At 70.8% G+C, this 24,065-nt stretch carries 20 protein-coding genes and 3 tRNA genes; 13 read left to right on the top strand and 10 right to left on the bottom strand.

The features are described 5' to 3' along the window. Window positions 1–125 precede the first annotated feature (125 nt). The 3 genes from ACWCPF_RS13230 to ACWCPF_RS13220 all read left to right on the top strand — a co-directional run bounded on the left by ACWCPF_RS13230 (window position 126) and on the right by ACWCPF_RS13220 (window position 3,892). Window positions 126–1,748, top strand: coding sequence for an ABC-F family ATP-binding cassette domain-containing protein (locus ACWCPF_RS13230; protein ID WP_451045086.1), 1,623 nt, complete (start codon window positions 126–128; stop codon window positions 1,746–1,748). Between the two features lie 174 nt (window positions 1,749–1,922). Next, complete coding sequence (ddaH, locus tag ACWCPF_RS13225) at window positions 1,923–2,699, top strand: dimethylargininase (protein WP_451045085.1); 777 nt, start codon at window positions 1,923–1,925, stop codon at window positions 2,697–2,699. A gap of 218 nt (window positions 2,700–2,917) precedes the next feature. Beyond that, window positions 2,918–3,892, top strand: a complete 975-nt coding sequence (locus tag ACWCPF_RS13220; RefSeq protein WP_451045084.1) for an acyl-ACP desaturase — start codon at window positions 2,918–2,920, stop codon at window positions 3,890–3,892. Window positions 3,893–3,954: 62 nt separating this feature from the next. On the opposite strand, the gene ACWCPF_RS13215 is transcribed toward ACWCPF_RS13220, so the two are convergent. The 5 genes from ACWCPF_RS13215 to ACWCPF_RS13195 all read right to left on the bottom strand — a co-directional run bounded on the left by ACWCPF_RS13215 (window position 3,955) and on the right by ACWCPF_RS13195 (window position 6,426). After that, window positions 3,955–4,031, bottom strand: a tRNA-Trp gene (locus ACWCPF_RS13215). Between the two features lie 522 nt (window positions 4,032–4,553). Beyond that, window positions 4,554–5,918 (bottom strand): SDR family NAD(P)-dependent oxidoreductase, encoded by a 1,365-nt coding sequence (locus ACWCPF_RS13210; RefSeq protein ID WP_451045083.1) that lies wholly within the window; start codon window positions 5,916–5,918, stop codon window positions 4,554–4,556. Window positions 5,919–5,950: 32 nt separating this feature from the next. Beyond that, window positions 5,951–6,022 (bottom strand) — tRNA-Glu (locus ACWCPF_RS13205). Window positions 6,023–6,031: 9 nt separating this feature from the next. Beyond that, window positions 6,032–6,104: transfer RNA gene (locus tag ACWCPF_RS13200), tRNA-Cys, on the bottom strand. A gap of 76 nt (window positions 6,105–6,180) precedes the next feature. Beyond that, the gene (locus ACWCPF_RS13195) at window positions 6,181–6,426 is read right to left on the bottom strand and encodes a WhiB family transcriptional regulator (protein WP_451045171.1); all 246 of its coding nucleotides are present in this window, start codon (window positions 6,424–6,426) and stop codon (window positions 6,181–6,183) included. A 353-nt stretch (window positions 6,427–6,779) separates the two neighbouring features. On the opposite strand from ACWCPF_RS13195, the gene ACWCPF_RS13190 reads away from it, so the two are divergent. Next, the gene (locus tag ACWCPF_RS13190; RefSeq protein WP_451045170.1) at window positions 6,780–7,574 is read left to right on the top strand and encodes a VOC family protein; all 795 of its coding nucleotides are present in this window, start codon (window positions 6,780–6,782) and stop codon (window positions 7,572–7,574) included. A gap of 107 nt (window positions 7,575–7,681) precedes the next feature. Here the strand turns inward: ACWCPF_RS13190 and ACWCPF_RS13185 are convergent, their stop codons facing one another. Together ACWCPF_RS13185 and ACWCPF_RS13180 are read right to left on the bottom strand one after the other, a co-directional pair. Further along, a complete protein-coding gene (locus ACWCPF_RS13185) occupies window positions 7,682–8,707 on the bottom strand; it encodes a LacI family DNA-binding transcriptional regulator (RefSeq protein ID WP_451045082.1) in 1,026 nt (341 codons plus the stop codon). Between the two features lie 86 nt (window positions 8,708–8,793). Next, the gene (locus ACWCPF_RS13180; RefSeq protein ID WP_451045081.1) at window positions 8,794–9,828 is read right to left on the bottom strand and encodes a multicopper oxidase domain-containing protein; all 1,035 of its coding nucleotides are present in this window, start codon (window positions 9,826–9,828) and stop codon (window positions 8,794–8,796) included. Window positions 9,829–10,049: 221 nt separating this feature from the next. Here ACWCPF_RS13180 and ACWCPF_RS13175 point away from each other — a divergent pair, with 221 nt between their 5' ends. Both ACWCPF_RS13175 and ACWCPF_RS13170 read left to right on the top strand, forming a co-directional pair. Further along, window positions 10,050–12,527 carry a ThuA domain-containing protein gene (locus ACWCPF_RS13175; RefSeq protein WP_451045080.1) on the top strand — a complete coding sequence of 826 codons (2,478 nt, stop codon included), beginning with the start codon at window positions 10,050–10,052 and terminating at the stop codon, window positions 12,525–12,527. A 44-nt stretch (window positions 12,528–12,571) separates the two neighbouring features. Further along, window positions 12,572–14,746, top strand: a complete 2,175-nt coding sequence (locus tag ACWCPF_RS13170; protein WP_451045169.1) for an OmpL47-type beta-barrel domain-containing protein — start codon at window positions 12,572–12,574, stop codon at window positions 14,744–14,746. Between the two features lie 34 nt (window positions 14,747–14,780). On the opposite strand, the gene ligD is transcribed toward ACWCPF_RS13170, so the two are convergent. Both ligD and ACWCPF_RS13160 read right to left on the bottom strand, forming a co-directional pair. Beyond that, on the bottom strand, window positions 14,781–15,818 hold the full coding sequence (gene ligD, locus ACWCPF_RS13165) for a non-homologous end-joining DNA ligase (protein WP_451045079.1): 1,038 nt from the start codon (window positions 15,816–15,818) through the stop codon (window positions 14,781–14,783). Window positions 15,819–15,952: 134 nt separating this feature from the next. After that, window positions 15,953–16,696 carry a hypothetical protein gene (locus tag ACWCPF_RS13160; RefSeq protein ID WP_451045078.1) on the bottom strand — a complete coding sequence of 248 codons (744 nt, stop codon included), beginning with the start codon at window positions 16,694–16,696 and terminating at the stop codon, window positions 15,953–15,955. A gap of 99 nt (window positions 16,697–16,795) precedes the next feature. Here ACWCPF_RS13160 and ACWCPF_RS13155 point away from each other — a divergent pair, with 99 nt between their 5' ends. Further along, a complete protein-coding gene (locus tag ACWCPF_RS13155) occupies window positions 16,796–17,887 on the top strand; it encodes an ATP-dependent DNA ligase (RefSeq protein WP_451045077.1) in 1,092 nt (363 codons plus the stop codon). 247 nt (window positions 17,888–18,134) lie between these two features. Then, a complete protein-coding gene (locus tag ACWCPF_RS13150; RefSeq protein ID WP_451045076.1) occupies window positions 18,135–19,160 on the top strand; it encodes a DUF3048 domain-containing protein in 1,026 nt (341 codons plus the stop codon). A gap of 118 nt (window positions 19,161–19,278) precedes the next feature. Here the strand turns inward: ACWCPF_RS13150 and ACWCPF_RS13145 are convergent, their stop codons facing one another. After that, window positions 19,279–19,743, bottom strand: a complete 465-nt coding sequence (locus ACWCPF_RS13145; RefSeq protein ID WP_451045075.1) for a MarR family winged helix-turn-helix transcriptional regulator — start codon at window positions 19,741–19,743, stop codon at window positions 19,279–19,281. A 193-nt stretch (window positions 19,744–19,936) separates the two neighbouring features. On the opposite strand from ACWCPF_RS13145, the gene ACWCPF_RS13140 reads away from it, so the two are divergent. The 5 genes from ACWCPF_RS13140 to pcaG are packed head-to-tail and all read left to right on the top strand — an operon-like array spanning window position 19,937 to window position 24,021. Continuing rightward, window positions 19,937–20,749, top strand: coding sequence for a CoA transferase subunit A (locus tag ACWCPF_RS13140; protein ID WP_451045074.1), 813 nt, complete (start codon window positions 19,937–19,939; stop codon window positions 20,747–20,749). Next, on the top strand, window positions 20,749–21,396 hold the full coding sequence (locus tag ACWCPF_RS13135) for a CoA transferase subunit B (protein ID WP_451045073.1): 648 nt from the start codon (window positions 20,749–20,751) through the stop codon (window positions 21,394–21,396). Before ACWCPF_RS13140 ends, ACWCPF_RS13135 begins: the two co-directional genes overlap by 1 nt. Beyond that, complete coding sequence (locus ACWCPF_RS13130; RefSeq protein ID WP_451045072.1) at window positions 21,393–22,607, top strand: thiolase family protein; 1,215 nt, start codon at window positions 21,393–21,395, stop codon at window positions 22,605–22,607. Before ACWCPF_RS13135 ends, ACWCPF_RS13130 begins: the two co-directional genes overlap by 4 nt. Before the next feature lie 28 nt (window positions 22,608–22,635). Beyond that, window positions 22,636–23,409, top strand: a complete 774-nt coding sequence (gene pcaH, locus ACWCPF_RS13125; protein WP_451045071.1) for a protocatechuate 3,4-dioxygenase subunit beta — start codon at window positions 22,636–22,638, stop codon at window positions 23,407–23,409. A 6-nt stretch (window positions 23,410–23,415) separates the two neighbouring features. Beyond that, window positions 23,416–24,021 carry a protocatechuate 3,4-dioxygenase subunit alpha gene (gene pcaG, locus ACWCPF_RS13120; protein ID WP_451045070.1) on the top strand — a complete coding sequence of 202 codons (606 nt, stop codon included), beginning with the start codon at window positions 23,416–23,418 and terminating at the stop codon, window positions 24,019–24,021. Window positions 24,022–24,065 lie beyond the last annotated feature (44 nt).

Genomic DNA, 24,065 nt, shown 5'->3' with positions numbered 1-24,065 from the left:
GCCGTCCATGCCCGTCCTTGTGCAGCAGGGCTTCTTTCTTGCCCTCGCGCTGCCGCGGTGGTCGCCGCCTTGCGGTGTCTCGACACGTGTCGCCCCTGACCGCACACGCACCCGCGAGGCCCGCTTTGACTCACTCCATCACCTGCACCTCTCTCGCCTTCTCCTGGCCCGACGGCACCGCCGTCTTCGAAGAGCTCGACGTCGCCTTCGGCTCCGGCCGGACCGGACTCGTCGGCGTCAACGGCTCGGGGAAGTCGACCCTGCTGAAGCTGATCGCCGGCGAACTCGCCCCCGCCGACGGCGCCGTGCGCCTCGCGGGCGAGGTCGGCCATCTCCCGCAGAACGTCACCCTGGACACCGCCCTGCGGGTCGACGACGTGCTCGGCATCGCCGCACAGCGGGCCGCCCTGCACGCCATCGAGGCGGGAGACGCGTCCGAGGCGCACTTCGAGACCCTGGGCGACGACTGGGACGTCGAGGAGCGCGCCCTGGCCACCCTCGGCGAGCTCGGGCTCGGCCATGTCGACCTCGACCGCACGATCGGCGAGGTGTCGGGCGGCGAGTCGGTCCTGCTGCGGCTGGCCGCCCTGCTGCTGCGCCGGCCGGACATCCTGCTGCTGGACGAGCCGACCAACAACCTCGACCTGTACGCCCGACGGCGGCTGTACGCGGCCGTCGCGTCCTGGCCCGGTGTGCTGGTCGTGGTCAGCCACGACCGGGAGCTGCTGGACCTCGTCGACCAGATCGCCGACCTGCACAGCGGCGGGATCAGCTGGTACGGCGGCAACTTCTCCGCCTACGAGCAGGCCCTGGCCACCGAGCAGGAGGCCGCCGAGCGCATGGTGCGCGTCGCGGAGGCCGACCTGAAGAAGCAGCGGCGCGAGCTGGTCGACGCCCAGGTCAAACTGGCCCGCCGCAAGCGGTACGGGCAGAAGATGTTCGACCAGAAGCGTGAGCCGAAGATCGTCATGGGGGCGCGCAAACGCGCGGCGCAGGAGTCGGCCGGCAAGCACCGGATCATGCACGAGGAGCGGCTGGCCGAGGCCAGGGAGCGGCTCGACGACGCCGCGGAGGCCGTCCGCGACGACGACGAGATCCGCGTCGAGCTGCCGTACACGGCCGTCCCCCCGGGCCGGGAGGTGCTGACCCTCCAGGACCTGCGGCTCGCGTACGGCGCGCGCGTGGCGGGCGGTTTCGACCTGCGCGGTCCGGAGCGGGTGGCGCTGGTGGGGCGCAACGGCGCGGGCAAGACGACGCTGCTGCGCACGATCGCCGGCGAGCTGGCGCCCGCGGACGGCGTGGCGCACGCGCACGTGCCGCTGCGTTTCCTGCCCCAGCGCCTGGACGTCCTCGACGACGAGCGCACGGTCGCCGAGAACGTGGCACGGTTCGCGCCGGGCGCCACCGACAACCGGATCCGGGCCCGGCTGGCCCGCTTCCTGTTCCGGGGCGCCCGCGCCGACCAGAAGGCGGCGACGCTCTCCGGCGGGGAGCGCTTCCGGGCGACCCTGGCGGCCCTGATGCTGGCCGAGCCCGCGCCACAGCTGCTGATGCTGGACGAGCCGACCAACAACCTGGACATGGCGAGCGTGCGCCGGCTCACCACGGCGCTGGAGTCCTACGAGGGCGCGCTGATCGTGGCCAGCCACGACCTGCCGTTCCTGGAGTCGATCGGCATCACCCGCTGGCTGCTGCTGGACGGGGAACTGCGCGAGACGACGGCGGAGGAGGTGGCGGACCCGGCCTAGGGCCCCAGGCCGGGCGCGGCGCCGGACGCCGGCAGGGTGCGGGGCGGGGCGCGGGTCTCAGGACGGGCACATTGTTACTGAGGGGTTTTGTGCTCATGGTCGCGCCCTGCATGATGGCTGACCGGCGCCCGCATCCGAGGCGCCGGTTGTGCCACCCGAATCGGAGACCTGGACGTGCCCAGCAAGAAGGCCCTCATCCGCCGCCCCGGCCCGCGCCTCGCCGAAGGCCTGGTGACGCACGTCGAGCGGGAGAAGGTCGACGTCGAGCTCGCCCTGGAGCAGTGGGAGACGTACGCCGAGACGCTGCGGACGCACGGCTGGGAGACCGTCGAGGTCGATCCGGCGGACGACTGCCCGGACTCCGTGTTCGTCGAGGACACGGTGGTGATGTACCGGAACGTCGCCCTGATCGCGCGCTCCGGCGCCGAATCCCGGCGCGACGAGACCGCCGGCGTCGAGGAGGCCGTGGCCCGTCTGGGCTGCTCGGTGAACTGGATCTGGGAGCCGGGCACGCTGGACGGCGGCGATGTGCTCAAGATCGGCGACACGATCTACGTCGGCCGGGGCGGACGGACCAACGCGGCCGGCGTCCAGCAGGTGCGGGCCGCCTTCGAGCCGCTGGGGGCGCGGGTCGTGGCGGTGCCGGTGAGCAAGGTGCTGCACCTGAAGTCGGCGGTCACGGCGCTGCCCGACGGGACGGTGATCGGCCACATCCCCAAGGTGGACCGGCCGTCGCTGTTCCCGCGCTTCCTGTCGGTGCCCGAGGAGGCGGGCGCGCACGTGGTGCTCCTCGGCGGCCCGCAGGTCCTCATATCGGCCGGCGCGCCCAAGACGGCGGAGCTGCTCGCCGATCTCGGTCATGAGCCCGTCGTGGTGGACATCGGCGAGTTCGAGAAGCTCGAAGGCTGTGTGACGTGCCTCTCGGTCCGGCTGCGTGAGCTGTACGCCTGACCGGGTGAACGGATCACCTCTTCGGCCCTGGGACCTGCGGCTCCCGGGGCTGTTCGGCGTGCCTTGAATCACTCGACGAAACGCGGCTGATCAGCGATCTTTACAGCGGATTTAACCTACGGCTTCGTAACCTACGGGTACGTAGCCTACGATCCCGTAAGTTCCGGCCTCGCTCGCCGGATGGTTCCACTCCGTTCGACGTCCCCTCTGGAGTTCCCGTGACGATCACCTCCCCGCACCTCGGCAGCCCCGCCGTCTGGACCGACGCCAAGCTGCTGTACGCCCTGGAGGAAGTCGTCGAGACGGAACTCAACCGGCATCTCAAGGTCACCAAGGACTGGATGCCCCACGAGTATGTGCCGTGGAGCGACGGCCGCAACTTCCCCGGCTTCTTCGAGGACGGCGAGGCCTGGGAGAAGGGCCAGTCCAAGGTCACCGAGATCGGCCGGATCGCGCTCGTCGTGAACCTGCTCACCGAGGACAACCTGCCCAGCTACCACCACGAGATCGCCTCCCTCTTCGGCCGCGACGGCGCCTGGGGCACCTGGGTGCACCGCTGGACCGCGGAGGAGGGCCGGCACGGCATCGTGATGCGCGACTACCTGCTCGCCTCGCGCGCGGTGGACCCGGACAAGCTGGAGCAGTTCCGCATGGTCCACATGAGCGAGGGCTTCGAGTCGGACAACCGGCACTCCATGCTGCACTCGGTCGCCTATGTCGCCTTCCAGGAGCTGGCGACCCGCGTCTCGCACCGCAACACCGGTCACCAGTCGGGCGACCCGGTCTGCGACCGCATGCTGGCGCGCATCGCGACCGACGAGAACCTGCACATGGTCTTCTACCGCAACCTGCTGAAGGCCGCCTTCCAGCTCGCCCCCGACCTCACCATGCAGGCCGTCCGGGACGTCATCGTGAACTTCCGCATGCCCGGCCACGGCATGCCCGGCTTCGAGCGGTGGGCCGCGCAGATGGCCATCGGTGAGGTCTACAACATGCGCATCCACCACGACGACGTCATCCAGCCCGTGCTGCGCTTCCTGAAGATCATGGAGATCGACGGCCTCGGCCCCGAGGGGCAGAAGGCGCAGGAGGAGATCGGCCTGTTCATGGGCGGCCTGGACGCGGAGGCCTCGAAGTTCGACGAGAAGCTGGCCACGCGCAAGGCCCGCATGGCGGCACGCGCCGCGGGCTGACCGAGCCCGGCCGACCCAGCCCGGCGAAAGGGCCGGAGCTGGAGGGGGCCGGAGCTGGAGGGGGCGGGGCGGCTGGATTCGAACCAGCGTGACCCGGTTTTGGAGACCCGGCGCGCCTGCCTCTGCGCTACGACCCCGCCCTTGCCGCAGAGGATAGCCCGACCGAGGCCGGCCGCGTCGGCGCCCGATGCACGCTGCGCACGGCCGGGGCCGGGACATGGGCGCTGAGCGCCGCGGCCGCTGTTTGACGGCGGCGACGCCCTGCCCGAGGACGAAGCGGGTGGCCGCCAGCGTCCGCCCGACGGTCTCGGCAGCGGTCAGGTCCAGCCGGTTGTCCGCCGCGCCGAGCACGGCGGCGGCCCGGACCCGGCCGAGGTCGAGGTCGAGCAGCGTGACGCGGGCGGCGAAGCCCAGCCGCTCCCCCGCCGGGCGTCCGGCCCGCAGCCAGTCGAGCAGCAGGGCGAGATCCGCGAGGGGGCGCGGGACGACGTGCGGCACTCCGGCGAATCCGGCCGGGCCCGGCCGCGGTCTCCTGAGCGGGTCGAGCGAAGTCGGCTACGGCTGGGCAGCGCCCTGAAGGGGCGCGGGGAACTGCGCGACCGGCCACAACGGCGCCGCAGCAGAACGACGGCACATCGCGGCACTCCCAGCGGAGCGCTCCTCACCACTGGGCCTCCTGGTAGTCCTTGAGGAACACGCCCGACACCGGGTGCCCGGCCTCGCCGCGCACGATCGGGTCGTACACGCGCGCCGCGCCGTCCACGATGTCCAGCGGGGTGCGGAAGCCCGCGCCCGCCATCCGGGCCTTCTTCGGCGCCGGGTTCTCGTCGGTGATCCAGCCGGTGTCCACGGCGCACATGTGCACGCCCTGCTCGGCGAGAGCGGCGGCGCTGGTACGGGTGAGCATGTTGAGGGCGGCCTTGGCCATGTTGGTGTGCGGATGCCCGGGCATCTTGTTGCGCACGGCGAACCGGCCCTCGACGGCGGTCACGTTGACCACGTACCGGCGCGGATGCGGGGAGGCGAGCAGCAGCGGCAGCAGACGGTCGCAGAGCAGCGCGGGGGCCAGGGCGTTGACGAGCTGGGTCTCCAGGACCTCGGCCGGGTCGAGCGCGCCGAGCCGCGCCGACCAGGAGTTCTCCGGGGAGGGGTCGGGCAGCAGCCCCGCCTCGTCGGCCTCGCGCAGGGCGGCGGGCAGCGCGGAGACGGAACCCCCGAGCCCCTCCAGCATCCGCATCGAGGTGAACCCTGGCGCCGGGCGCGCGCCCTCGGGCAGCGCGTCGTGCTCGCCTGCGGCCAGCAGGGCGTACGACTGCGGCGGACGGCGCACGGTTTGCGCCGCGTTGTTGACGAGGATGTCGAACGGCTCACCCTCCTGGCGCAGTTCCTCGCACAGGCCGAGCACCTGCCGCGGGTCGCGCAGGTCGACAGCGAGCACGGTGAGCCGGTCCAGCCACTGCGCACTGCCCGGTTCGGCGCGGAACCGGCGGACGGTGTCGTGCGGGAAGCGTGACGTGACGACGGTCTGCGCGCCGTCGCGCAGCATCATCAGCGCCAGCCGGAAGCCGATCTTCACCCGGCCGCCGGTCAGCAGGACCCGGCGTCCGCTCAGGTCGGTGCTCAGGGAGCGGCGGCGGGTGTTGTCGGCGGCGCAGTCCGGGCACAGACGGTGGTAGAAGGTGTCGACTTCTCGATAGGGCGTCTTGCAGACGTAGCAGGTCCGCGGCCGACGGAAGGCGCCGCCTCGGCCGCCGTCCGCCAGGGCCGCGTCCTCGCGCCGGTCCAGGGCGCCGGTCGCGGTCGCGGCCATCGTCGCCGCGTCGGCGGCCGACACCTCGGCGCCGCGGGCCCGGCGCCGCCGCAGTCGTCCGTCGCGTGCGAAGGACGCGGCGACGTGCTCGGCCCGCAGCCGTACGGGATCGTCGGCGGGCAGGGTGCGCAGCTTGGCCATGACCTCGTGGAAGGCGGCCAACTCCGCCTCGGTGACCGGCGAGGTGAGCGCCGTCCCCTGGTTCTCCTCGCCCATGCGTCCCCGCCCGCCCCGCCCTCGTCCAACTGTGGTCCCGGCCGGAATCGAACCGGCGTATCCACCCTGAGAAGGTGGCGAGTCTGCCACTGCTCTACGGGACCGCGCACGCATCCGGACGACCGGATTCGAACCGGCGTCATTCGCCTGTGCAGGGCGACGCGTCTACCTCTGCGCTACGTCCGGACGCGCCCTCGGATCCTAACCGCACCCCCGCGACGCGGTCGTCTGAATTATCCGAGGAACAGCGCGACTTCCACGTTCAGTTCGCCGTGCGTCTGATCTGCAGTCGCTCCTTCTCGGACAGGCCGCCCCAGACGCCGAAGCGCTCGTCGTTGGCCAAGGCGTATTCCAGGCAGGCCGGGCGCATCTCGCACATGCCGCAGATGCGCTTCGCCTCCCGGACCGAGCTGCCGGGCTCGGGAAAGAAGAACTCGGCCCCGGTCTGTGCGCACAACGCCTCGCGCTGCCAGGTGAGCTCGGGCGTGGGAATCGTGTCGGTGTACATGGCGAGAAGCGTGCCCGGCGGCGAAAAACGTTCGATCAACGCCGCATATATGTGCGAGCGTGCCGGGGCCCCGACCGCCTCGATGATGACCCCGGCGGACACCGCGACGCACGGCGGCGCGCGGAAGAAGAGGCCGTGGGAAGACGCGGCGGGAAGAGGCGGCGGCGAAGACCGGTGCGATGCACCAGTCCGTGCACCAGCCCGCACCGCACCGGTTACCGATGGTAATCGACCGTGGCCGCCCGGGCGGCTCGCGGCGGCGGGCGTGCTCCGGCAGCGATTGTCAGTGGTCGGTGCAAGACTCGGCAGTGCAGAGCAGAGGCAGAGGACGGGACCCCTTCGAGGAGGGCATGATGCTCACCACCCGTTTCGTCGACGGCGCTCCGAACTGGATCGACGTCGGCACGTCCGACATCGACGGCGCCGGCTCCTTCTACGGCGCGCTCTTCGACTGGCGGTTCGAGTCGGCGGGCCCCGACGCCGGCGGCTACGGCTTCTTCCAGCTGGACGGCAAGACCGTGGCGGGCGGGATGCAGACCACGTCCGAGCAGGGCCCTCCGTCGTGGACGGTGTACTTCCGGACCTCGGACGCACAGGCCACGGCCAAGGCGGCCGAGCAGGCGCACGGCAGAGTGCTCTTCGCGCCGATGGACGTGATGGGCCAGGGCACGATGGCGATCCTCGCCGACCAGGCGGGCGTGTCGTTCGGCCTCTGGGAGCCCGCGCAGACCACGGGCGTGGACGTGGCGGGCGAGCCCGGCTCACTGTGCTGGGTCGAGCTGTACACGCCGGACATCGCCGCGGCGGCCGCCTTCTACAACAGAACGCTGGGCCTGGAGACCTCGGCCGTCTCCTTCCCCGGCGGCACGTACACGTGCGTCAACCCGGCCGATGCCGGGGAGGACGCGATGTTCGGCGGGTTCGTGCCGCTGGCCGACGATCCCACGGAGACCGCGACGGGGGCGTACTGGCTGCCGTACTTCGAGGTCAACGACGTGGACACGGTCGTCGGCAAGGCGCAGGAGCTGGGCGGCAGAGTGCGGATGCCCGCCATGGACGTCGAGAGCGTCGGCCGCATCGCCAAGCTCGCCGACCCCTACGGGGCCCGCTTCGCGGTGATCAAGAGCGCCCCGCAGGAGCAGTCCTGAGCGCGGCTGGGGTTCGACAGCGCCCTGAAGGGGCGCGAGGAACTGCGCGACCAGCCACGACGGCGCCGCAGCGAAACGACGGCACATCGGCACTCCCAGCGAAGCGCTCACGCGGAGGCGCGCCGCACCAGAGTGGTCGGCAGAACCACACCGCCGACCTCGTCGCCGACGGTGCTTCCGTCGAGGCGGCGCAGCAGGAGACGGGCCATGATCCTGCCCATCTCCTCGATGTCCTGACGGACCGTCGTCAGCGGCGGATCGCTCTGTTCGGCGACGGGCAGCATGTCGTCGAAGCCGACCACGGCGATGTCCTCGGGCACCCGCCGTCCGTGTTCGCGCAGGACGCGCAGGGCGCCCGAGGCCGTGAGGTCGTTGGCGGCGAACACGGCGTCGAGGTCCGGGCAGCGGTCGAGGAGTTCCCGCATCGCCCGCTCGCCGCCGCCGGGAGTGAAGTCGCTCTCGACGACGAGCCGCGGGTCGGTGTCACCCATGACCTCCCGGTAGCCGTCGAGCCGGTCCGCCGCGGACGTCTGGTCGAGGGGACCGGTGATGTGCGCGATACGGGTGCGGCCGAGGCCCGCCAGGTGGCGCACGGCCTCGCGGGCGCCGCCGCGGTTGTCGCTGTCGACGTAGACCACGTCCCGGGTGCCGTCGCTCCAGCCGGGTCGGCCGCCGAACACCGTGGGGACACCCGCGCCCTGGATCAGGCCGGGGAGCGGATCGTCGAGGTGCAGCGAGAAGACCAGGGCGCCGTCGACATGGCCGCCGGCGAGATAGCGGGCGACGCGCGCGTGGTCGTCGCGGCCCTCGGTGAGCAGCAGCACGAGCTGGTTGTCACGGCCGGTCAGTTCCTTGCTGATGCCCCGCAGTTGGAGCGCGAAGAAGGGGTCGGCGAAAACCCGTGTCTCCGGTTCGGCGATGACGACGGCGACGGCGTCGTGCCGCTTCGTCACCAGGCTGCGCGCGGCCTGGTTCGGGACGTAGCCGAGCTCCTCCACAGCCCTTCTGACCCGCTCGACGAGGGGCTCCCGGACCCCGTCCCCGCCGTTGACGACCCGCGACACGGTCGCCCGTGAGACCCCGGCCCGCGCGGCCACGGCCTCCAACGTGGGACGCGACGCTGTCTCGGTCACTGCGGAGCTCCTCCTGGCCGACTGCGGCTCAGGATAACTCCGCAGCAGACGGGCGGTGAGAGCGCTCTCACCGCGAGGAGGCGCCCTCAGTGCTCGTGCGTCACGCTCGTCTCGTCGCTCTCGTCGGTCTCGCTCGCTTCGTTCGACTCGCCTGCCTCGCTCGTCCCATGGGGCTCGTGCGGCTCGTAGCCGGGGATCGTGCCGTCGGGCTTCTTCACCAGGAACAGGCCGACCATGCCCATGTCGGAGTGGCTCTGCACATGGCAGTGGTACATCCATGCGCCGGCGCCCACGCCTTCCCCCGCGAGGACCTGGAAGCCGAAGGAGTCGGCCGGGCCGACGATCTTGTTGTCGATGACCTGGCTGGGGTCGTCGGGGCCGGTGAGCATGCCGGTGCGGTTGTCGGCCCAGCGATGACCGTGCATATGAAAGGTGTGGTAGTACTCGCCGTGCGTGATCATCACGAACTCGACCCGGTCGCCGACGGTCGCCTCGAAGTCGGGGCCCTGGTGGCCCGAGTGGGCGGGCCTGTTGTTGATCGTCATGTCGTTGAAGACGATCGTGTGGGTGACGTCGGGCAGGACGTCGCCCTTGCGCCGGACGATCACCGGGCCGTACAGGCCCTTGCGGATGCCGCCCGTGCCGTGTTCCGTCCCCACGACGTGGTCGTGGTAGTGCCAGTAACCCGCGCTGCCCGCCCGCCAGGTGCCGTCGGCGCGGCGGCCGGGGGCATGGGTGCGCCAGGTGTAGGTGCGGGTGCCGCCGGGTTCGACGTCGCTGCGGTTCATCTTCGTGCCGTCGCTGGACACTTCGTAGTCCAGGCCGTGAACGTGCAGACTCGCGGTCACGTCCAGGGTGTTCTCGACCTCGATGTGCAGGGTGTCGCCCTCGTTGAGCTCGATCAGCGGCCCGGGGATCGAGGCCGTTCCCTTCTCGAAGCCGTACCCGAACTGCCCGTCGGCGAGCTTCTCGATGTACAGCTTGAGGTGTCTGACCGCTCCCCCGGCCGGCGCGGTCTTCGCCGGCGTCTCGGCGCTCACCGCCTCCGGCCCCAGGGACAACGATGTCGCGACCGCGGCGCCGCCCAGCAGCACCCGCCGGTTGAACCCGCGTCTGTCCATGCCGAACTCCCCACCCTGGTACGGAATTTGCGACGATGAAGAAGACGAGCCCGCGCCCGAGCCTGTGCTGAACCTGGGCTGAGCCTGTGCGACGGTACCGGCCGTTCCGCTGTTTCTCCACACCCAGGACAAAGTTCGTGCCATTGCGGTCATAGCTATTGGCGGGCCGCGCAAAGACGTCTAGCTTCCTTGGCGCTGTCGCCGTGACCGAGGAGGTGCCCATGCACTTACGAGGATTGAGCACGAGAAGACGAATCCGGGTGACGACCGTGGCGTGCGGGACGCTCGTCGCCGGACTGCTGTCCGCCCCCGCCGCGGACGCGCGCCCTGTCCCGGAACCACCCTTGACAACGATGTCCGTGAAGTCGCCGCCGGGCAGCGCCGATGTACGCGTCCTGGTCTTCCACGGGTCGGCCGCGGCCGGGGACGAGTCGCCGGTCGTCAACGCCGGCATCGAGGCCGTCGAGCGGATCGGCCTGTCCGGTCCGGCCGCCCAGCGCTTCGCGGTCGAGGCCACGGACGACGCCTCGGTCTTCACCAGCGAGGCGAGACTGAGCAGTTACAACGCCGTCGTGTTCCTGACCGGGGGCGGCGACGTCCTCGATCCGGAGCAGGAGGCGGGCCTGGAGGCCTATATGGAGGCCGGCGGCGGATTCGTCGGCCTGCATGACGCGGCTCGCGCCGAGCCGTACTCGGACTGGTTCACGGGACTGATCGGCGCCCGTCCGGCCGCGTCGAGTCCAACGGCCGTTCAGCGGGCCACCGTTGAGATCGGTGACCGGCAGCATCCGGCCACCAAGGAGCTGCCGCTGGAATGGAAGCGCCCGGACGTGTGGGCGAACTGGGTGAAGAACCCGTCCGGCGAGGTGCACACCGTCGCCCGGGTGCGGGAGTCGACGTACCAGCCGGGTGCGAGCGCCAACGGCTGGGACCACCCGGTGAGTTGGTGCCGGGACTACGACGGCGGCCGGTCGTTCTACACCGGCATGGGCGGCACGGTGTCGTCGTACGACGAGACGGACTTCCGTGCGCATCTGCGCGGCGCCCTGCTGTGGACGACCCGGCTGGTGCAGGCCGACTGCAAGGCGACCATCACCGGGAACTACAAGGCCGAGCGTCTGACCCCGGCCAACCAGCCGGGAAAGAACGACCAGATCGGCGAGCCGCACGGCCTGGTCACCGCGCCGGACGGCCGCGTCCTCTACATCGGCCGGGGCGGCGCCGACTCCTCCCAGCCGGTCGTCACGGACTGGAACAACCCGGACGTCGGCAAGGGCAAGGGTCAGCTCCATGTCTATGACCCGGCGACCAAGAAGGTGACTCTCGCCGGGGAGTTGACCGTCTTCGGCAACAAGGGCGGGGGCGACGAGCTCATCAAGGTCGAGGAGGGGCTTCTCGGCATCGAGCTCGATCCGCGTTTCGCGCAGAACGGCTGGGTGTACCTGCACTACACGCCCCACTCGGGCGTCAACCGGGAGACCCGGATGGCCGAGCGGCGCGTCTCGCGCTTCACGCTCGACCTCAACTCGAACCGGCTCGACCTGAACAGCGAGAAGGTGCTGCTCAAGTGGCCGGTTCAGGTGCACAGTTGCTGTCACGCGGGCGGCGGGATGGCCTGGGACTCCAAGGGCAATCTGTACATCGCGACCGGTGACAACAACTCCAGTGGTTTCAGCAGCGGTTACTCCGGCAACAATCCGCAGCCGAACTTCAAGGGCGTGTCCTTCGCCGACGCGCGCCGCACCGCGGGCAACACCAACAACCTCAACGGCAAGATCCTGCGCATCCATCCGGAAGCCGACGGCACGTACACCCTTCCGGCCGGGAACCTCTTCACGGGCCGGGAGACCGAGGAGGGCGGCGGCAAGACCCGCGGCGAGATCTATGTGATGGGCGTCCGCAACCCCGCGCGCATCTTCGTCGACCGCACGACCGACGCCCTGTACGCGGGCTGGGTCGGCCCGGACGCGAGCGAGCCGTCGACGACGTGGGGCCCTGCGAAGTACGACACGTTCGCCGTCATCACCCAGGCGGGCAACCGGGGTTGGCCCTACTGCATGGGCAACAAGCAGCCCTACCGGGACCGCAACCTGCCGGATCCGACGCAGCCCCTGGGCTGGTACGACTGCGACCACCCGAAGAACGAGTCGCCGAACAACGACGGCCTGGTCAACCTGCCGCCGGTCACCGGCAACAACATCTGGTACTCGCCGCAGGGCGGCGCCCCCGACTACCCGCGCGACGCGAACGGCGTCCCCTCGTACCAGAAGAGCCAGGCCACCTACCGGCTGCCGTGGCTCAAGGGCGGCGGCCAGGCGGCGATGAACGGGCCGGTCTACCGCTACGACGCCACGACCGCGAGCACGGCCAAGTGGCCCGCGTACTGGGACGGCAAGTGGTTCGTCGGCGACTTCTACGACGCCGACCAGCCGCGCAACGCGGTGGTCATGGACCCGAAGACGCAAGGAACGGGCGGTCTGCCCGTGCACTCGGAGTCACTGAAGAGAATCGTGCCGGTCGGCAACGACGGCATCAAGAACCTCATGGACTGGAAGTTCGGACCCGACGGCGCCCTGTACGTCCTCGACTACGGCCGCGGTTTCTTCACCTCGGACGTCAAGTCGGCGCTGTGGAAGATCACTTACACGGGCGGCGGCCCGACCCCGGCGGTCGGACTGCTGGCGAGGGGGACGCAGTGACACGGCAACGAAGAGTTCTGACGGCCCTGTTGACCGCCGTGCTGATGCTGCTCGGGCTGCAGGCGGCGCCCACCGCGGCACAGCCGGAACGGGCGGACGCGGCCCCGGCGACCCAGGCGGCCCAGGTCCTGACCTGGACCGCGGGCGACGACATCACCAAGTACGTGTCGGCTCCGACGACGGCGGTGGCGGGTCAGGCGACGATCGTCTTCGAGAACAGCGCGGCGACCGGCAACACCCTCGGCATGCCGCACACATTGACGTTCGTGACCAGCGATCCCGAGTTCAACGGCGACGTCCAACTGAACATCCTGGCCAACCCGAACGACGACATGGGCGGCCGGCACACCGCCGAGGTCACCCTGACCCCGGGTCGCTACTTCTACCACTGCACGATCCCCGGCCACGGGCAGATGCAGGGCATCCTCGTGGTGACCGAGGGCAGCGGCGAGGACACGACCGCGCCCACGGCGGCCGCGCAGGTCACCGGCGCGCAGAACGCGAACGGCGAGTACGTCGGCTCGGCGAGTGTCGCGATCAGCGCCACGGACGAGGCGGGCGGGTCGGGGGTCGACCGCATACAGTATGCGGTCGACGGCTCGGGGGATCCTGCTGACTGGATCCCGTACACCGCTCCGGTCGTCGTCGACCAGGTCGGCGCCCACAGGATCCACTACCGGGCGTTCGACAAGGCCGGCAACGTCTCGACCGAGAAGAGCGTCCCGTTCACGGTCGTCGCCCCGCCCTCCGACGACACGACGGCGCCGGAGACCTCCGCGACGGTGACCGGTGTGCAGAATCCCGACGGAACCTACGTCGACATGGCGACGGTCACCGTGTCCGCCTCGGACACCGGATCCGGGGTCAACACCATCGAGTACGCCGTCGACACCGGGGCCTGGCAGCCGTACACCGCACCCGTGATGGTGCACCAGGTGGGCACCCACACCGTGCGGTACCGGGCCACCGACAAGGCGGGCAACGCGTCCCCGGAGCAGACCGCCCGGTTCACCGTGGTCGCGGCGACCCCGCAGGACACGACGCCGCCGGTGACCGGCGTCAGCGTCGAGGGCACCAGAAACTCCGACGGGGCGTATGTCGGCAACGCCAAGGTCGCGGTGAGCGCGACCGACGGAGGCGGGTCGGGCGTCGACCGGATCGAGTATTCACTCGACGGTGGACCGTACATCGCATACAGCATTCCGGTGGTCGTCGACCGTGCGGGCGCACACACCCTCGCCTACCGCGCCGTCGACAAGTCCGGCAACACCTCCACCGCGCGCACGGTGACCTTCACCGTGGTGGCGAGCCAGGTCCCGGCCCCCAACTGCCCTGAGTACGACGAGCGGTTGACGGTGATCGTCGGCACCATCGACTCGGGGGTGCCGAACCGGTTGACGAACAGCCGGTGCCGGATCAACGAGTTGATCGAGGACGAGAAGGAGTGGACGTCCCACGCCCTGTTCCTCAAGCATGTGAAGACGGTCCTGGACCAGCTGTTCGGTGCCGGAGTCGTCGACCAGCGCGAGTACGACGCGATCCAGGAGGCCGCCGGGCAGTCCGGGATCGGCAAGCCCGGCCAGACCGAGGGCTACCGCACGATCCTCGACGGCAGCGCGGCGTCGTTCGCCAAGTGGCAGCAGGTGGGCGGCGGTTCGTTCGCGCTGAACGCCGACGGGTCGATCACCAGCGGCACCACCCAACAGGGCCTGGGCATGCTCTGGTTCCCGCAGCGCAAGTACAGCGACTTCTCGCTGAAGCTCCAGTGGCGCGACGACGCTCCGGGCGCGGGCAACGCCAACTCCGGTGTGTTCGTGCGCTTCCCGTGGGTCCATGACCACCCCGAGGAGACGCGGCCCGAGTGGGTCGCGATCAAGTACGGGCACGAGGTGCAGGTACTGGACCGGCCCGACGGCGACATGTACAAGACGGGCTCGGTGTACGGCTTCGACCGGGTCGGGCTCGCCGGGGCCGGCGTCACCCAGAAGGGCACCTGGAACGACTACGAGATCAGGGTCGTCGACCAGCACTACTCGGTCTACCGCAACGGCGTGCTGATCAACGAGTTCGACAACACCGGCGGCCAGGCGTTCACCCCGCCGCGCTCGGACGACCCGGGCACGGACGGGCGGCGGTTCGCCTCCGGCTACATCGGACTTCAGGTGCACGGCACGACGGACGTCGTCTCGTACCGGGACATCCGGATCAAGGAACTGTGAGGGTGGGCCGGAGGCGTCCTGGGCGGCAACCCGTCTAGGACGCCTCCGGCTCGTCCGGGGACTTCTCGTGCCGGGCCCGGCTCGGCTGTACCCGCTTGGGTTCGCCCGGCATCTTCGGGTACTCCGGCGGATACGGCAGATCGCCCAGGCCGTGTTCGTGTTCGTCGCGTCGGGCGAGGTCGAGAAGGGCGTCGAGGGAGAAGGCGTGGTCGTCCATGTCGGCGTGCACATCGCCGAGTTCGGCGTAGCGGGTCGGCATGGTCGCGAGGTCGAAGTCGCGCGGATGGGCCGAACCGACCTCCTCCCAGCGCAGCGGCGCCGAGACGGGGGCGTGCGGCCGGGGGCGCACGGAGTAGGCGGAGGCGATGGTGCGGTCGCGGGCGGTCTGGTTGTAGTCGACGAAGATCCGCTCGCCGCGCTCCTCCTTCCACCACTTGATCGTCACCCGCTCCGGCATCCGCCGTTCCATCTCCCGGCCGACGGCGATGGCGGCGCGCCGGACCTGGGTGAAGGTCCAGCGGGGTTCGATCGGCACGAAGACGTGCAGGCCACGGCCGCCGGAGGTCTTGGGCCAGCCCCGCAGTCCGCCGAACTCGTCGAGGACGGCGCGTAGTTCGTGTGCGGCGCGGACGGCGTCGTCGAAGTCGGTGCCGGGCTGCGGGTCGAGGTCGATGCGCAGTTCGTCGGGGCGGTCGACGTCGTCGCGGCGGACCGGCCAGGGGTGGAAGGTGAGGGTGCCGAACTGGGCGGCCCACAGCACTGCCGCCTCCTCCGTCGGGCACATCTCGTCTGCGCTGCGTCCGCTGGGGAAGGTGATGTGGGCGGTGGGAATCCAGTCGGGCATGTTCTTCGGCGCCCGTTTCTGGAAGAAGGACTCGCCGGTCACGCCGTCCGGGTAGCGCTCCAGGGTGGTGGGGCGGTTGCGCAGGGCGCGCAGGATGCCGGGGGCGACCGCCTGGTAGTAGCGGGCGAGGTCCAGCTTGGTGAAGCCGCGCTCCGGGAAGAAGACCTTGTCGGGGCTGGACAGCCGTACCGTCCGGCCGGCCACTTCCAGTTCCACCGCATCGCCCATGCGAGCCACGGTAGACACACCCCTCACAACTCGCATCAGCACGCGTACCGGATGATTCCGGCGATCACGCACGGAATCGAACATGAATCCGGATGAATCCGTCGCGGATCTGGTGCGGATCTGGCGCGGGTCTGCTACCAGTGCTCACCGACCTGCGCCGCCACCGAGAAGTCCGCCTCGCAGTCGGGGCAGGTCCCGTCGCCGAAGATGTAGGTCAGCGCGCCCGCGACCTCGTGCTGACCGTCCGCGACGGCGACATCGTGGAGGCGACGGCCGATGCCGTCCAGCTCCGCGGGATTCGCCGGGCGCAGAGGCCTGCTCTCGACGTCCTCGTCGTCGTCCGCCAGCGCGTAGTCGGCGCTGCAGGCGAAGTGTCCGCGTTCGCCGATGACGACGAAAAGATCCGTTTCACAGCCGGGGCAGGAAACTTGATACTCCTCGTTCACCAGCCCCCAGGCCAGATCCTCGCCCCAGCCCGCCACGCCCTCGAAGCTCAACACGGCTTCCAGAAGATAGACGTACTCAGTGGAGTCGGACGCGCTCCGAAGACCGTCGTTCGCCAGCGACAACAACACGGCGATCTCGGCCGCGTGCTCCGCCCGGACACCGCCGGGTTCCTGCGACGGCTCCGCGCCCGCCATGATCGCGCCCGCCAAGGTCAGCGCGTTCACGGTCTGCGCGGGGTCGTCCCCGCCGGCCACCCCGGCCAGCCAGGGCAGCGCCGCGAAGCTCGCCGAATAGACGCTGCCCTGATGGCAGAGCGACGACCACAGATCGCTCCACAACTCGGGGGTGGGGTCCGAGGCGAGCCGGTCCAGCTGCGCGGGTATGTCCTCGGCGGAGCCGTAGGCGTGGCTGAGTCGCGACCAGTCCGTCATGCGGGAATCCAACCATGCGGACGGAAGGCGATCCCGTCGCCCCCTCGGGCGGGCCGACGTAACGAGCGGACGCCCCGTGCCGCTCGTAGAGTCGGAAACATGGATCTGCCGGTGATGCCGCCCGTGAAACCGATGCTCGCCAAGTCGGTCGCGGCGATCCCACCGGGCATGCAGTACGAGGCGAAGTGGGACGGCTTCCGCGCCATCGTTTTCCGCGACGGCGACGAGGTGGAGCTGGGCAGTCGCACCGGGAAAACGCTTACGAGATACTTTCCCGAGCTGGTGGAGGCATTGCGGGAGCGGACGCCGGAGCGGTGCGTGCTGGACGGCGAGATCGTCATCGCGCGGGAGGGCCGGCTCGACTTCGACGCCCTCACCGAGCGCATCCATCCCGCCGCCTCCCGGGTGCGCACCCTCGCCGAGCGGACCCCGGCGTCGTTCGTGGCCTTCGACCTCCTGGCGCTGGCCGACGAGTCGCTCCTCGACGTTCCGCTCACCGACCGGCGCGAGCTGCTGACCCGGGCGCTCGCCGGAGTCACGCCCCCGGTGCACGTGGCGCCGGCCACGACCGACGCCGAGGTGGCGCGGCAGTGGTTCGAGGAGTACGAGGGCGCGGGCCTGGACGGGGTGATCGCCAAACCGCTCACGCTGCGCTATCTCCCGGACGAGCGCGCCATGTTCAAGGTCAAGCACGAACGCACCGCGGACGTCGTCGTCGCCGGTTACCGCTTCCACAAGAGCGGGCCGGTGGTGGGCTCACTGCTGCTGGGCCTGTACGACGACCGGGGCGTCCTCCAGCACGTCGGCGTGTCCGCCGCGTTCGCCATGAAACGCCGGGCGGAGCTGATCGAGGAACTGGAGCCGCTGCGCATGACCGACGCGGCCGGGCATCCGTGGGCGGCCTGGTCGGACGACGCCGCGCACGAGACGGCGCGGCTGCCCGGCGCGCCGAGCCGCTGGTCGGGCAAGAAGGACCTGTCCTGGGTGCCGCTGCGGGCCGAGCGGGTGGCCGAGGTGGCGTACGACCACATGGAGAACGGGGCGCGGTTCCGGCACACCGCCCGCTTCCGCCGCTGGCGCCCGGACCGCACCCCGGAGAGCTGCACCTACGCGCAGCTGGAGGAACCGGTGCGCTACGACCTGGCCGAGATCCTCGGGACACCGCCCACGACGGCCGCCGAACCGACCTGATCCACAACCGGTTTCACGGTGCCATCAGGATCTTCGCCTGCACCTCCCGCTTGCCCTGTCACGTCACCACCCTCCTCGTGCCGCACCCCCATCGGGCGTGCTCGGCCTGCCACCCGCCGCGTGCTGCCTGCCACCCGCCGCGGGCCACCCGCCGCGTGCTGACCGCTGCCTACCGCCCGCCGTCGTCACGCATAGCCACTTTCGAACGGACGAGCGCACAATCGAGAGACGAAACGGGGTGAACGCGATGGCCACCAGTCGTTCGAGACGGACAGCGCGCGGAGGGCGCGCCCGGCGCTCCCCTGCCGCCTCGGTGCTGCTGGCGACGGCGCTGGCCACCACCCTGGCGATATCCCTCGCGGCGGGCTGCACGACGAGCCGCGAGCCCTCGAAGGACGACGGCCGCAGCGCGTCGAAGGAGCAGAGCCCGAGCGGCGCCGCCACCCCCACCACCGGCGTCGGCTCCGTGCTCGCCGTGAAGATCGACAACGCGCCGGACGCCCGGCCGCAGACCGGACTCGACTCCGCGGACATCGTGTACGTCGAGCAGGTCGAAGGCGGGCTGAGCCGGCTGATGGCCGTGTACGCGACCGCGCTGCCCGAGGCCGTGGGTCCCGTGCGCAGCGCCCGTGAGTCCGATCTGGAGCTGCTGCGCCAGTTCCAGCAGCCGCTGCTGGCGTTCTCCGGCGCGCAGGGCAGGCTGCTGCCGCTGATCGACAGGGCGCCGCTGGACGCCGTCACCCCCGAGGACGCGTCCGACGCGTACTTCCGGGGAGCGGACCGGGCCGCGCCGCACAACCTCTACCTGCGCCCGAGCCGTCTGCTGCCCGCCGCCCCGGGCGCCGCCGCGCTGACCACGGGCTTCCGCTTCGGGGCCGCGCCCTCCGGGGGCGAGACGGCGGCCTCGCGCACCGTGCGCTACCCGGCGGCCCGCTTCACCTTCACCTGGTCCGAGAGCAGGGCGCGCTGGCTGGTCGCGACGGACGGCGCGCCGACCGTGTCGGCCGCCGGGCAGCGGTCGGCCCCGGCCACGGTGGTCGTGCAGTACGTGAAGGTGCGCGCGTCGGGCTTCCAGGACTTCCTCGGAAACAACACGCCGTTCACCGAGACGGTGGGCTCGGGGAAGGCGGAGGTGCTGCGCGACGGACGCGCCTACGACGTCAACTGGACGCGGCAGACGGCGGCGGACGGCACGGACTTCACGACCGCGGACGGTCGGCCGGTCGCCTTCGCCCCGGGCCAGGTTTGGGTGGTGCTCGCACCGACGCCCTGATCTCGCACCGACGCCCTGATCTCGGCCCGGATCGCCCGGCGGCCGGCCGGCCAGCCAGGCCCGGTCTGCCCTGTCAGTCCGACCAGTCTCACCAGCCCCACCAACCCAACCAGCCTCGTCAGGACGACGAGACCAGCGGCTCCCCCGGATTGCGCAGCCCCTCCGCCGCGTCCGAGACGCGCTGGATGAGTTCGAGGAACTGGGTCTGCTCCGCGGCCGAGAGCGGGGACAGGAAGACCTGGTTCATCCGGGCCGTGCGCACGGTCAGCTTGCGGTGGGTGCGCACCCCGTCCTCGGTGAGCCCCAGCAGGAAACGGCGTCCGTCCTGCGGGTCGCGGACCTTGTCGAGGAGCCCTCGGCGGATGAGCCGACTGATGACCTCGGCGACGGTGGAGCGGTCGAGCCCCACCCGCTCCCCCACCGTGCGCTGATCGAGGCCCGGCTCGGCGACGAGCGCGTTGAGGACCGCGAACTGCGGGGAGGTGATCTCCTCGGAGACCATCGTGTTCCACAACAGGTAGTGCGCCTGCTGCAGCCGCCGGGCCAGATGCCCGGGGTGGCTGGTGAGGTCCACCGCGGCCATATGCACTCCCGTCGTCCGAATCACTCGGCAATTAGTCTGTGCACTGAACAATACCCAACCCCGCACCCACCTGTCTCCGCGCCCGACCAAGCCCTGGTGGAGACCTTGACGCTGCGGCGCTCGGATGGCAGCGTGAGGAACCTCGCTGAAATACTCAGTGCGCTGATTAATTCGCAGAGATGAGGCTGCACGCATGGACAAGGTGGTCGCCACGGCCCTGGAGGCGGTGGCCGACGTGCCGGACGGCGCGTCGCTGGCAGTGGGTGGATTCGGGCTGAGCGGCGTGCCCAACGTCCTCATCCAGGCCCTGTACGAGCGGGGCGTCGCCGGACTGTCGGTCGTCTCCAACAACTGCGGTGCGATGGAGTCGGGCCTCGCGGTGCTGCTCGCCGCCGGGCGGATCGCCCGGGTAACCGGTTCCTACATCGGCGCCAACAAGGAGTTCGCCCGCCAGTACCTGGGCGGTGAGCTCGAGGTCGAGATGATCCCGCAGGGCACGCTGGCCGAGCGGCTGCGGGCCGGCGGCGCCGGCATCCCCGCCTTCTTCACCCCCGCGGGCGTGGGCACGCAGGTCGCCGAGGGCGGGCTGCCCTGGCGTTACGACGGGGCCGGCGGCGTCGCGCTCGCCTCGCCGCCGAAGGAGGTCCGGGAGTTCGACGGCGTGGAGTATGTGCTGGAGCACGGCATCCGCACCGACTTCGCGCTGGTCAGGGCCGCGAAGGGCGACCGGCACGGCAACCTCGTGTTCAACAAGTCCGCCCGCAACTTCAACCCCCTCTCCGCGATGGCCGGGAAGATCACCATCGCCGAGGTCGAGGAACTGGTCGAGCCCGGGGAGATCGACCCGGACGCGGTGCATCTGCCGGGCGTCTTCGTGCAGCGCGTGATCGCGCTCACCCCTGAGCAGGCCGCGGACAAGAAAATCGAGCAGCGGACGGTTTCCACGCCCGCCGCAGCGGAAACCGCCGCGCAGGGCACGGCGGCAGAGGGAACGGTGAGCGAGTGATGGGCTGGACCCGCGAGCAGATGGCCGCCCGCGCCGCGCGCGAGCTCCAGGACGGCCAGTACGTCAATCTCGGCATCGGACTGCCGACGCTCATCCCCAACTACCTCCCGGCCGACGTCGAGGTGGTGCTGGAGAGCGAGAACGGCATCCTCGGCACCGGGCCCTACCCCACCGAGGACGCCGTCGACCCGGATCTGATCAACGCCGGCAAGGAGACCGTGACGGTCCTGCCGGGCGCGTCCTACTTCGACTCGGCGCTGTCGTTCGGCATGATCCGCGGCGGGCACATCGACGTGGCCGTGCTCGGCGCGATGCAGGTCTCCGAGCGCGGCGACCTGGCGAACTGGGCCATCCCCGGCAAGATGATCACCGGCATCGGCGGGGCGATGGACCTGGTGCACGGCGCCCGTACGGTCATCGTCGTCATGACCCACACCGCCAAGGACGGCAGCCCCAAGATCCTGGCCGACTGCGCGCTGCCGCTGACCGGAAAGGCGTGCGTGAACCGGATCATCACCGACCTCGGCGTCCTCGACGTCACCGCGGAGGGCCTGCTGCTGGTGGAGACCGCGCCGGGCGTCACCGCCGAGGAGATCGCGACCAAGACCGCCGCCAAGGTCCGGGTGGCCGAGGAGATCCAACCATGAGCAACAACCTCAAGACCGTTTACATCGTCGACGCCGTCCGCTCCCCGATCGGGCGCTACAACGGGGCTCTGGCCGCGGTGCGCCCGGACGACCTCGCCGCGCACGCCATCCGCGAACTCCTCGCCCGCACGCCCGCGTTGGACCCCGCCCGGGTCGAGGACGTCTACTTCGGCAACGCCAACGGGGCGGGCGAGGAGAACCGCAACGTCGGCCGCATGGCCGCGCTGCTCGCGGGTCTGCCCACCTCGGTGCCGGGCGTCACCGTCAACCGGCTGTGCGCCTCCGGTCTGGAGGCGGTCGTCCAGGCGGCCCGTGCCATCGCGGTCGGCGATGCCTCCGTCGCCGTCGCCGGCGGGGTGGAGTCGATGACCCGGGCGCCGTATGTGCTGCCGAAGTCGGATCGCGCGTTTCCCGCCGGGCACGCCGAGCTGTACTCGACCACGCTGGGCTGGCGGATGGTCAATCCGAGGATGGACCCGCAGTGGACCATCCCGCTGGGCGAGTCGGCCGAGCTCATCGCCGACAAGCACAAGATCAGCCGCGCCCAGCAGGATGAGTTCGCCCTGGCCAGCCATCGCAAAGCGGCCGCCGCTCAGCAGGCGGGCCTGTTCGACGCCGAGCTCGCGCCGGTGTCGATCCCGCGCCGCAAGGGCGACCCGGTCGTCTTCGCCGCCGACGAATGCGTACGGCCGGACGCCTCGCTGGAGGCGATGGCGAAGCTCAAGCCGTCGTTCCGGACCGAGGACGGGACGGTGACGGCCGGCAACGCGTCGCCGCTGAACGACGGCGCCGCCGCCCTGCTCCTCGTGGACGAGGAGGGGCTGAAGGCGACCGGCCGCGAACCGCTGGCGCGCATCAGCGCCACCGGGGTGTCCGCGATCGACCCGCAGTACTTCGGGCTGGCCCCCGTCGAGGCGGTCAACCGCGCACTCGCCAAGGCGGGCAAGGGATTTGACGATCTGTCGGTGCTCGAACTCAACGAGGCCTTCGCCGCCCAGGTGCTCGGCTGCGTCGCCGAGTGGCCCGAGTTCGACCCGGCGGTCCTCAACCCGCAAGGCGGCGCGATCGCCCTCGGTCATCCGCTCGGCTCCTCCGGCGCCCGGCTCGCCGGCACCGTCGCCCATCAGCTCGCCCGTCGGGGCGGCGGCGTCGGGGTCGCCACCCTCTGCATCGGCGTGGGCCAGGGCCTCGCCCTCGTCCTCGAACGCTGAGAAACTCCAGGAAACGCCAGGAAACTCCATGACTCTCACGCAGCACGACATCGACCAGGAGATCGCGGCCGAGCACGCCGCCTACGAGAAGCGCATCGCCGACGGCGCCCCCGTCGAGCATCAGCCGCGCCGCGACTACGCGCCGTACCGCTCCTCCGTCCTGCGCCACCCGAAGCAGCCGCTCGTCGCCATCGACGTGAGCCAGGACCCGGAGCTGGTGGAGCTGTCCTCCCCGGCGTTCGGCGAGCGGGACATCACCGAGATCGACAACGATCTGACCCGGCAGCACAACGGCGAGCCGATCGGTGAGCGGATCACGGTTTCCGGCCGGTTGCTGGACCGCGACGGACGTCCGGTCCGCGGTCAGCTGGTCGAGATCTGGCAGGCCAACTCGGCGGGTCGCTACGCGCACCAGCGCGAGCAGCACGACGCGCCGCTGGACCCGAACTTCACCGGCGTGGGCCGCACGCTGACCGACGACAGCGGTTTCTACCGCTTCACCACGGTCCAGCCGGGCCCCTACCCGTGGCGTCAGCACGTCAACGCCTGGCGGCCGGCCCATATCCACTTCTCGCTGTTCGGCTCGGCGTTCACCCAGCGGCTCGTGACGCAGATGTACTTTCCGAGCGACCCGCTGTTCCCGTACGACCCGATCATCCAGTCGGTGACGGACGACGCGGCCCGGCAGCGGCTGGTCGCGACCTACGACCACAGCCTGTCGGTGCCGGAGTTCTCGATGGGCTACCACTGGGACATCGTGCTCGACGGGCCGCACGCCACCTGGATCGAAGAAGGACGCTGACCTGCCATGACGAAGATCGACACGAGCCGTCCGGAGAGCGTGCTGCCCACTCCGTCGCACACGGTCGGCCCGTTCTACGGCCATGCCCTGCCGTTCCCCGGCGGCGGTGACATCGCCCCGGCCGGCCACCCGGACACGATCGCGTTGCAGGGCTATGTGTACGACGGCGAGGGCAACCCGCTGCCGGACGCGTTCCTGGAGCTGTGGGGCGCGGACCCCGAGGGCAATCTGCCGCAGGTCGACGGCTCGATGCGGCGCGACCCGTCGAGCGGCGGCTTCCTCGGCCGCAACGGCGTCGAGTTCACGGGCTGGGGCCGGATCCAGACGGACGCGAACGGCCACTGGTCGGCGCGGACGCTGCGGCCCGGCGCGCGCGGGCGAAGCGCGCCGTACCTGAGCGTGTGCGTGTTCGCGCGCGGGCTGCTCGTCCATCTGTTCACCCGGATCTATCTGCCGAGCGACGAGGCCGCGCTGGCCGCCGACCCGCTGCTGCGGCAGGTGGACCCGGCGCGGCGCGACACGCTGATCGCGACGCGCGGCGAGCTGGGGACCTACCGTTTCGACATCCGCCTTCAGGGCGAGGGCGAAACGGTCTTCCTGGAGTTCCAGTGACAGCTGCGCGATCCGCTGCTTCGTCCGACGCTGAGTCCGATGCC

This window comes from Streptomyces sp. NPDC001858, from assembly GCF_053594615.1.
Note: the sequence above shows the minus strand (reverse complement) of the source record. Positions and strands in the feature narration are given on the sequence as shown.

What these genes read in the sequence shown, in the direction of transcription:
- ACWCPF_RS13140 (WP_451045074.1), top strand. Translation starts at nt 19,937, where the DNA reads ATGGACAAGGTGGTCGCCACGGCCCTGGAGGCGGTGGCCGACGTGCCG.
- ligD (WP_451045079.1), bottom strand. Translation starts at nt 15,818, where the DNA reads ATGGGCGATGCGGTGGAACTGGAAGTGGCCGGCCGGACGGTACGGCTG.
- ACWCPF_RS13155 (WP_451045077.1), top strand. Translation starts at nt 16,796, where the DNA reads ATGGATCTGCCGGTGATGCCGCCCGTGAAACCGATGCTCGCCAAGTCG.
- ACWCPF_RS13190 (WP_451045170.1), top strand. Translation starts at nt 6,780, where the DNA reads ATGCTCACCACCCGTTTCGTCGACGGCGCTCCGAACTGGATCGACGTC.
- ACWCPF_RS13180 (WP_451045081.1), bottom strand. Translation starts at nt 9,828, where the DNA reads ATGGACAGACGCGGGTTCAACCGGCGGGTGCTGCTGGGCGGCGCCGCG.
- ACWCPF_RS13160 (WP_451045078.1), bottom strand. Translation starts at nt 16,696, where the DNA reads ATGACGGACTGGTCGCGACTCAGCCACGCCTACGGCTCCGCCGAGGAC.
- ACWCPF_RS13195 (WP_451045171.1), bottom strand. Translation starts at nt 6,426, where the DNA reads ATGTACACCGACACGATTCCCACGCCCGAGCTCACCTGGCAGCGCGAG.
- ACWCPF_RS13170 (WP_451045169.1), top strand. Translation starts at nt 12,572, where the DNA reads ATGCTGCTCGGGCTGCAGGCGGCGCCCACCGCGGCACAGCCGGAACGG.
- pcaH (WP_451045071.1), top strand. Translation starts at nt 22,636, where the DNA reads ATGACTCTCACGCAGCACGACATCGACCAGGAGATCGCGGCCGAGCAC.
- ACWCPF_RS13135 (WP_451045073.1), top strand. Translation starts at nt 20,749, where the DNA reads ATGGGCTGGACCCGCGAGCAGATGGCCGCCCGCGCCGCGCGCGAGCTC.
- ACWCPF_RS13210 (WP_451045083.1), bottom strand. Translation starts at nt 5,918, where the DNA reads ATGGGCGAGGAGAACCAGGGGACGGCGCTCACCTCGCCGGTCACCGAG.
- ACWCPF_RS13175 (WP_451045080.1), top strand. Translation starts at nt 10,050, where the DNA reads ATGCACTTACGAGGATTGAGCACGAGAAGACGAATCCGGGTGACGACC.
- ACWCPF_RS13150 (WP_451045076.1), top strand. Translation starts at nt 18,135, where the DNA reads ATGGCCACCAGTCGTTCGAGACGGACAGCGCGCGGAGGGCGCGCCCGG.
- pcaG (WP_451045070.1), top strand. Translation starts at nt 23,416, where the DNA reads ATGACGAAGATCGACACGAGCCGTCCGGAGAGCGTGCTGCCCACTCCG.
- ACWCPF_RS13145 (WP_451045075.1), bottom strand. Translation starts at nt 19,743, where the DNA reads ATGGCCGCGGTGGACCTCACCAGCCACCCCGGGCATCTGGCCCGGCGG.
- ACWCPF_RS13130 (WP_451045072.1), top strand. Translation starts at nt 21,393, where the DNA reads ATGAGCAACAACCTCAAGACCGTTTACATCGTCGACGCCGTCCGCTCC.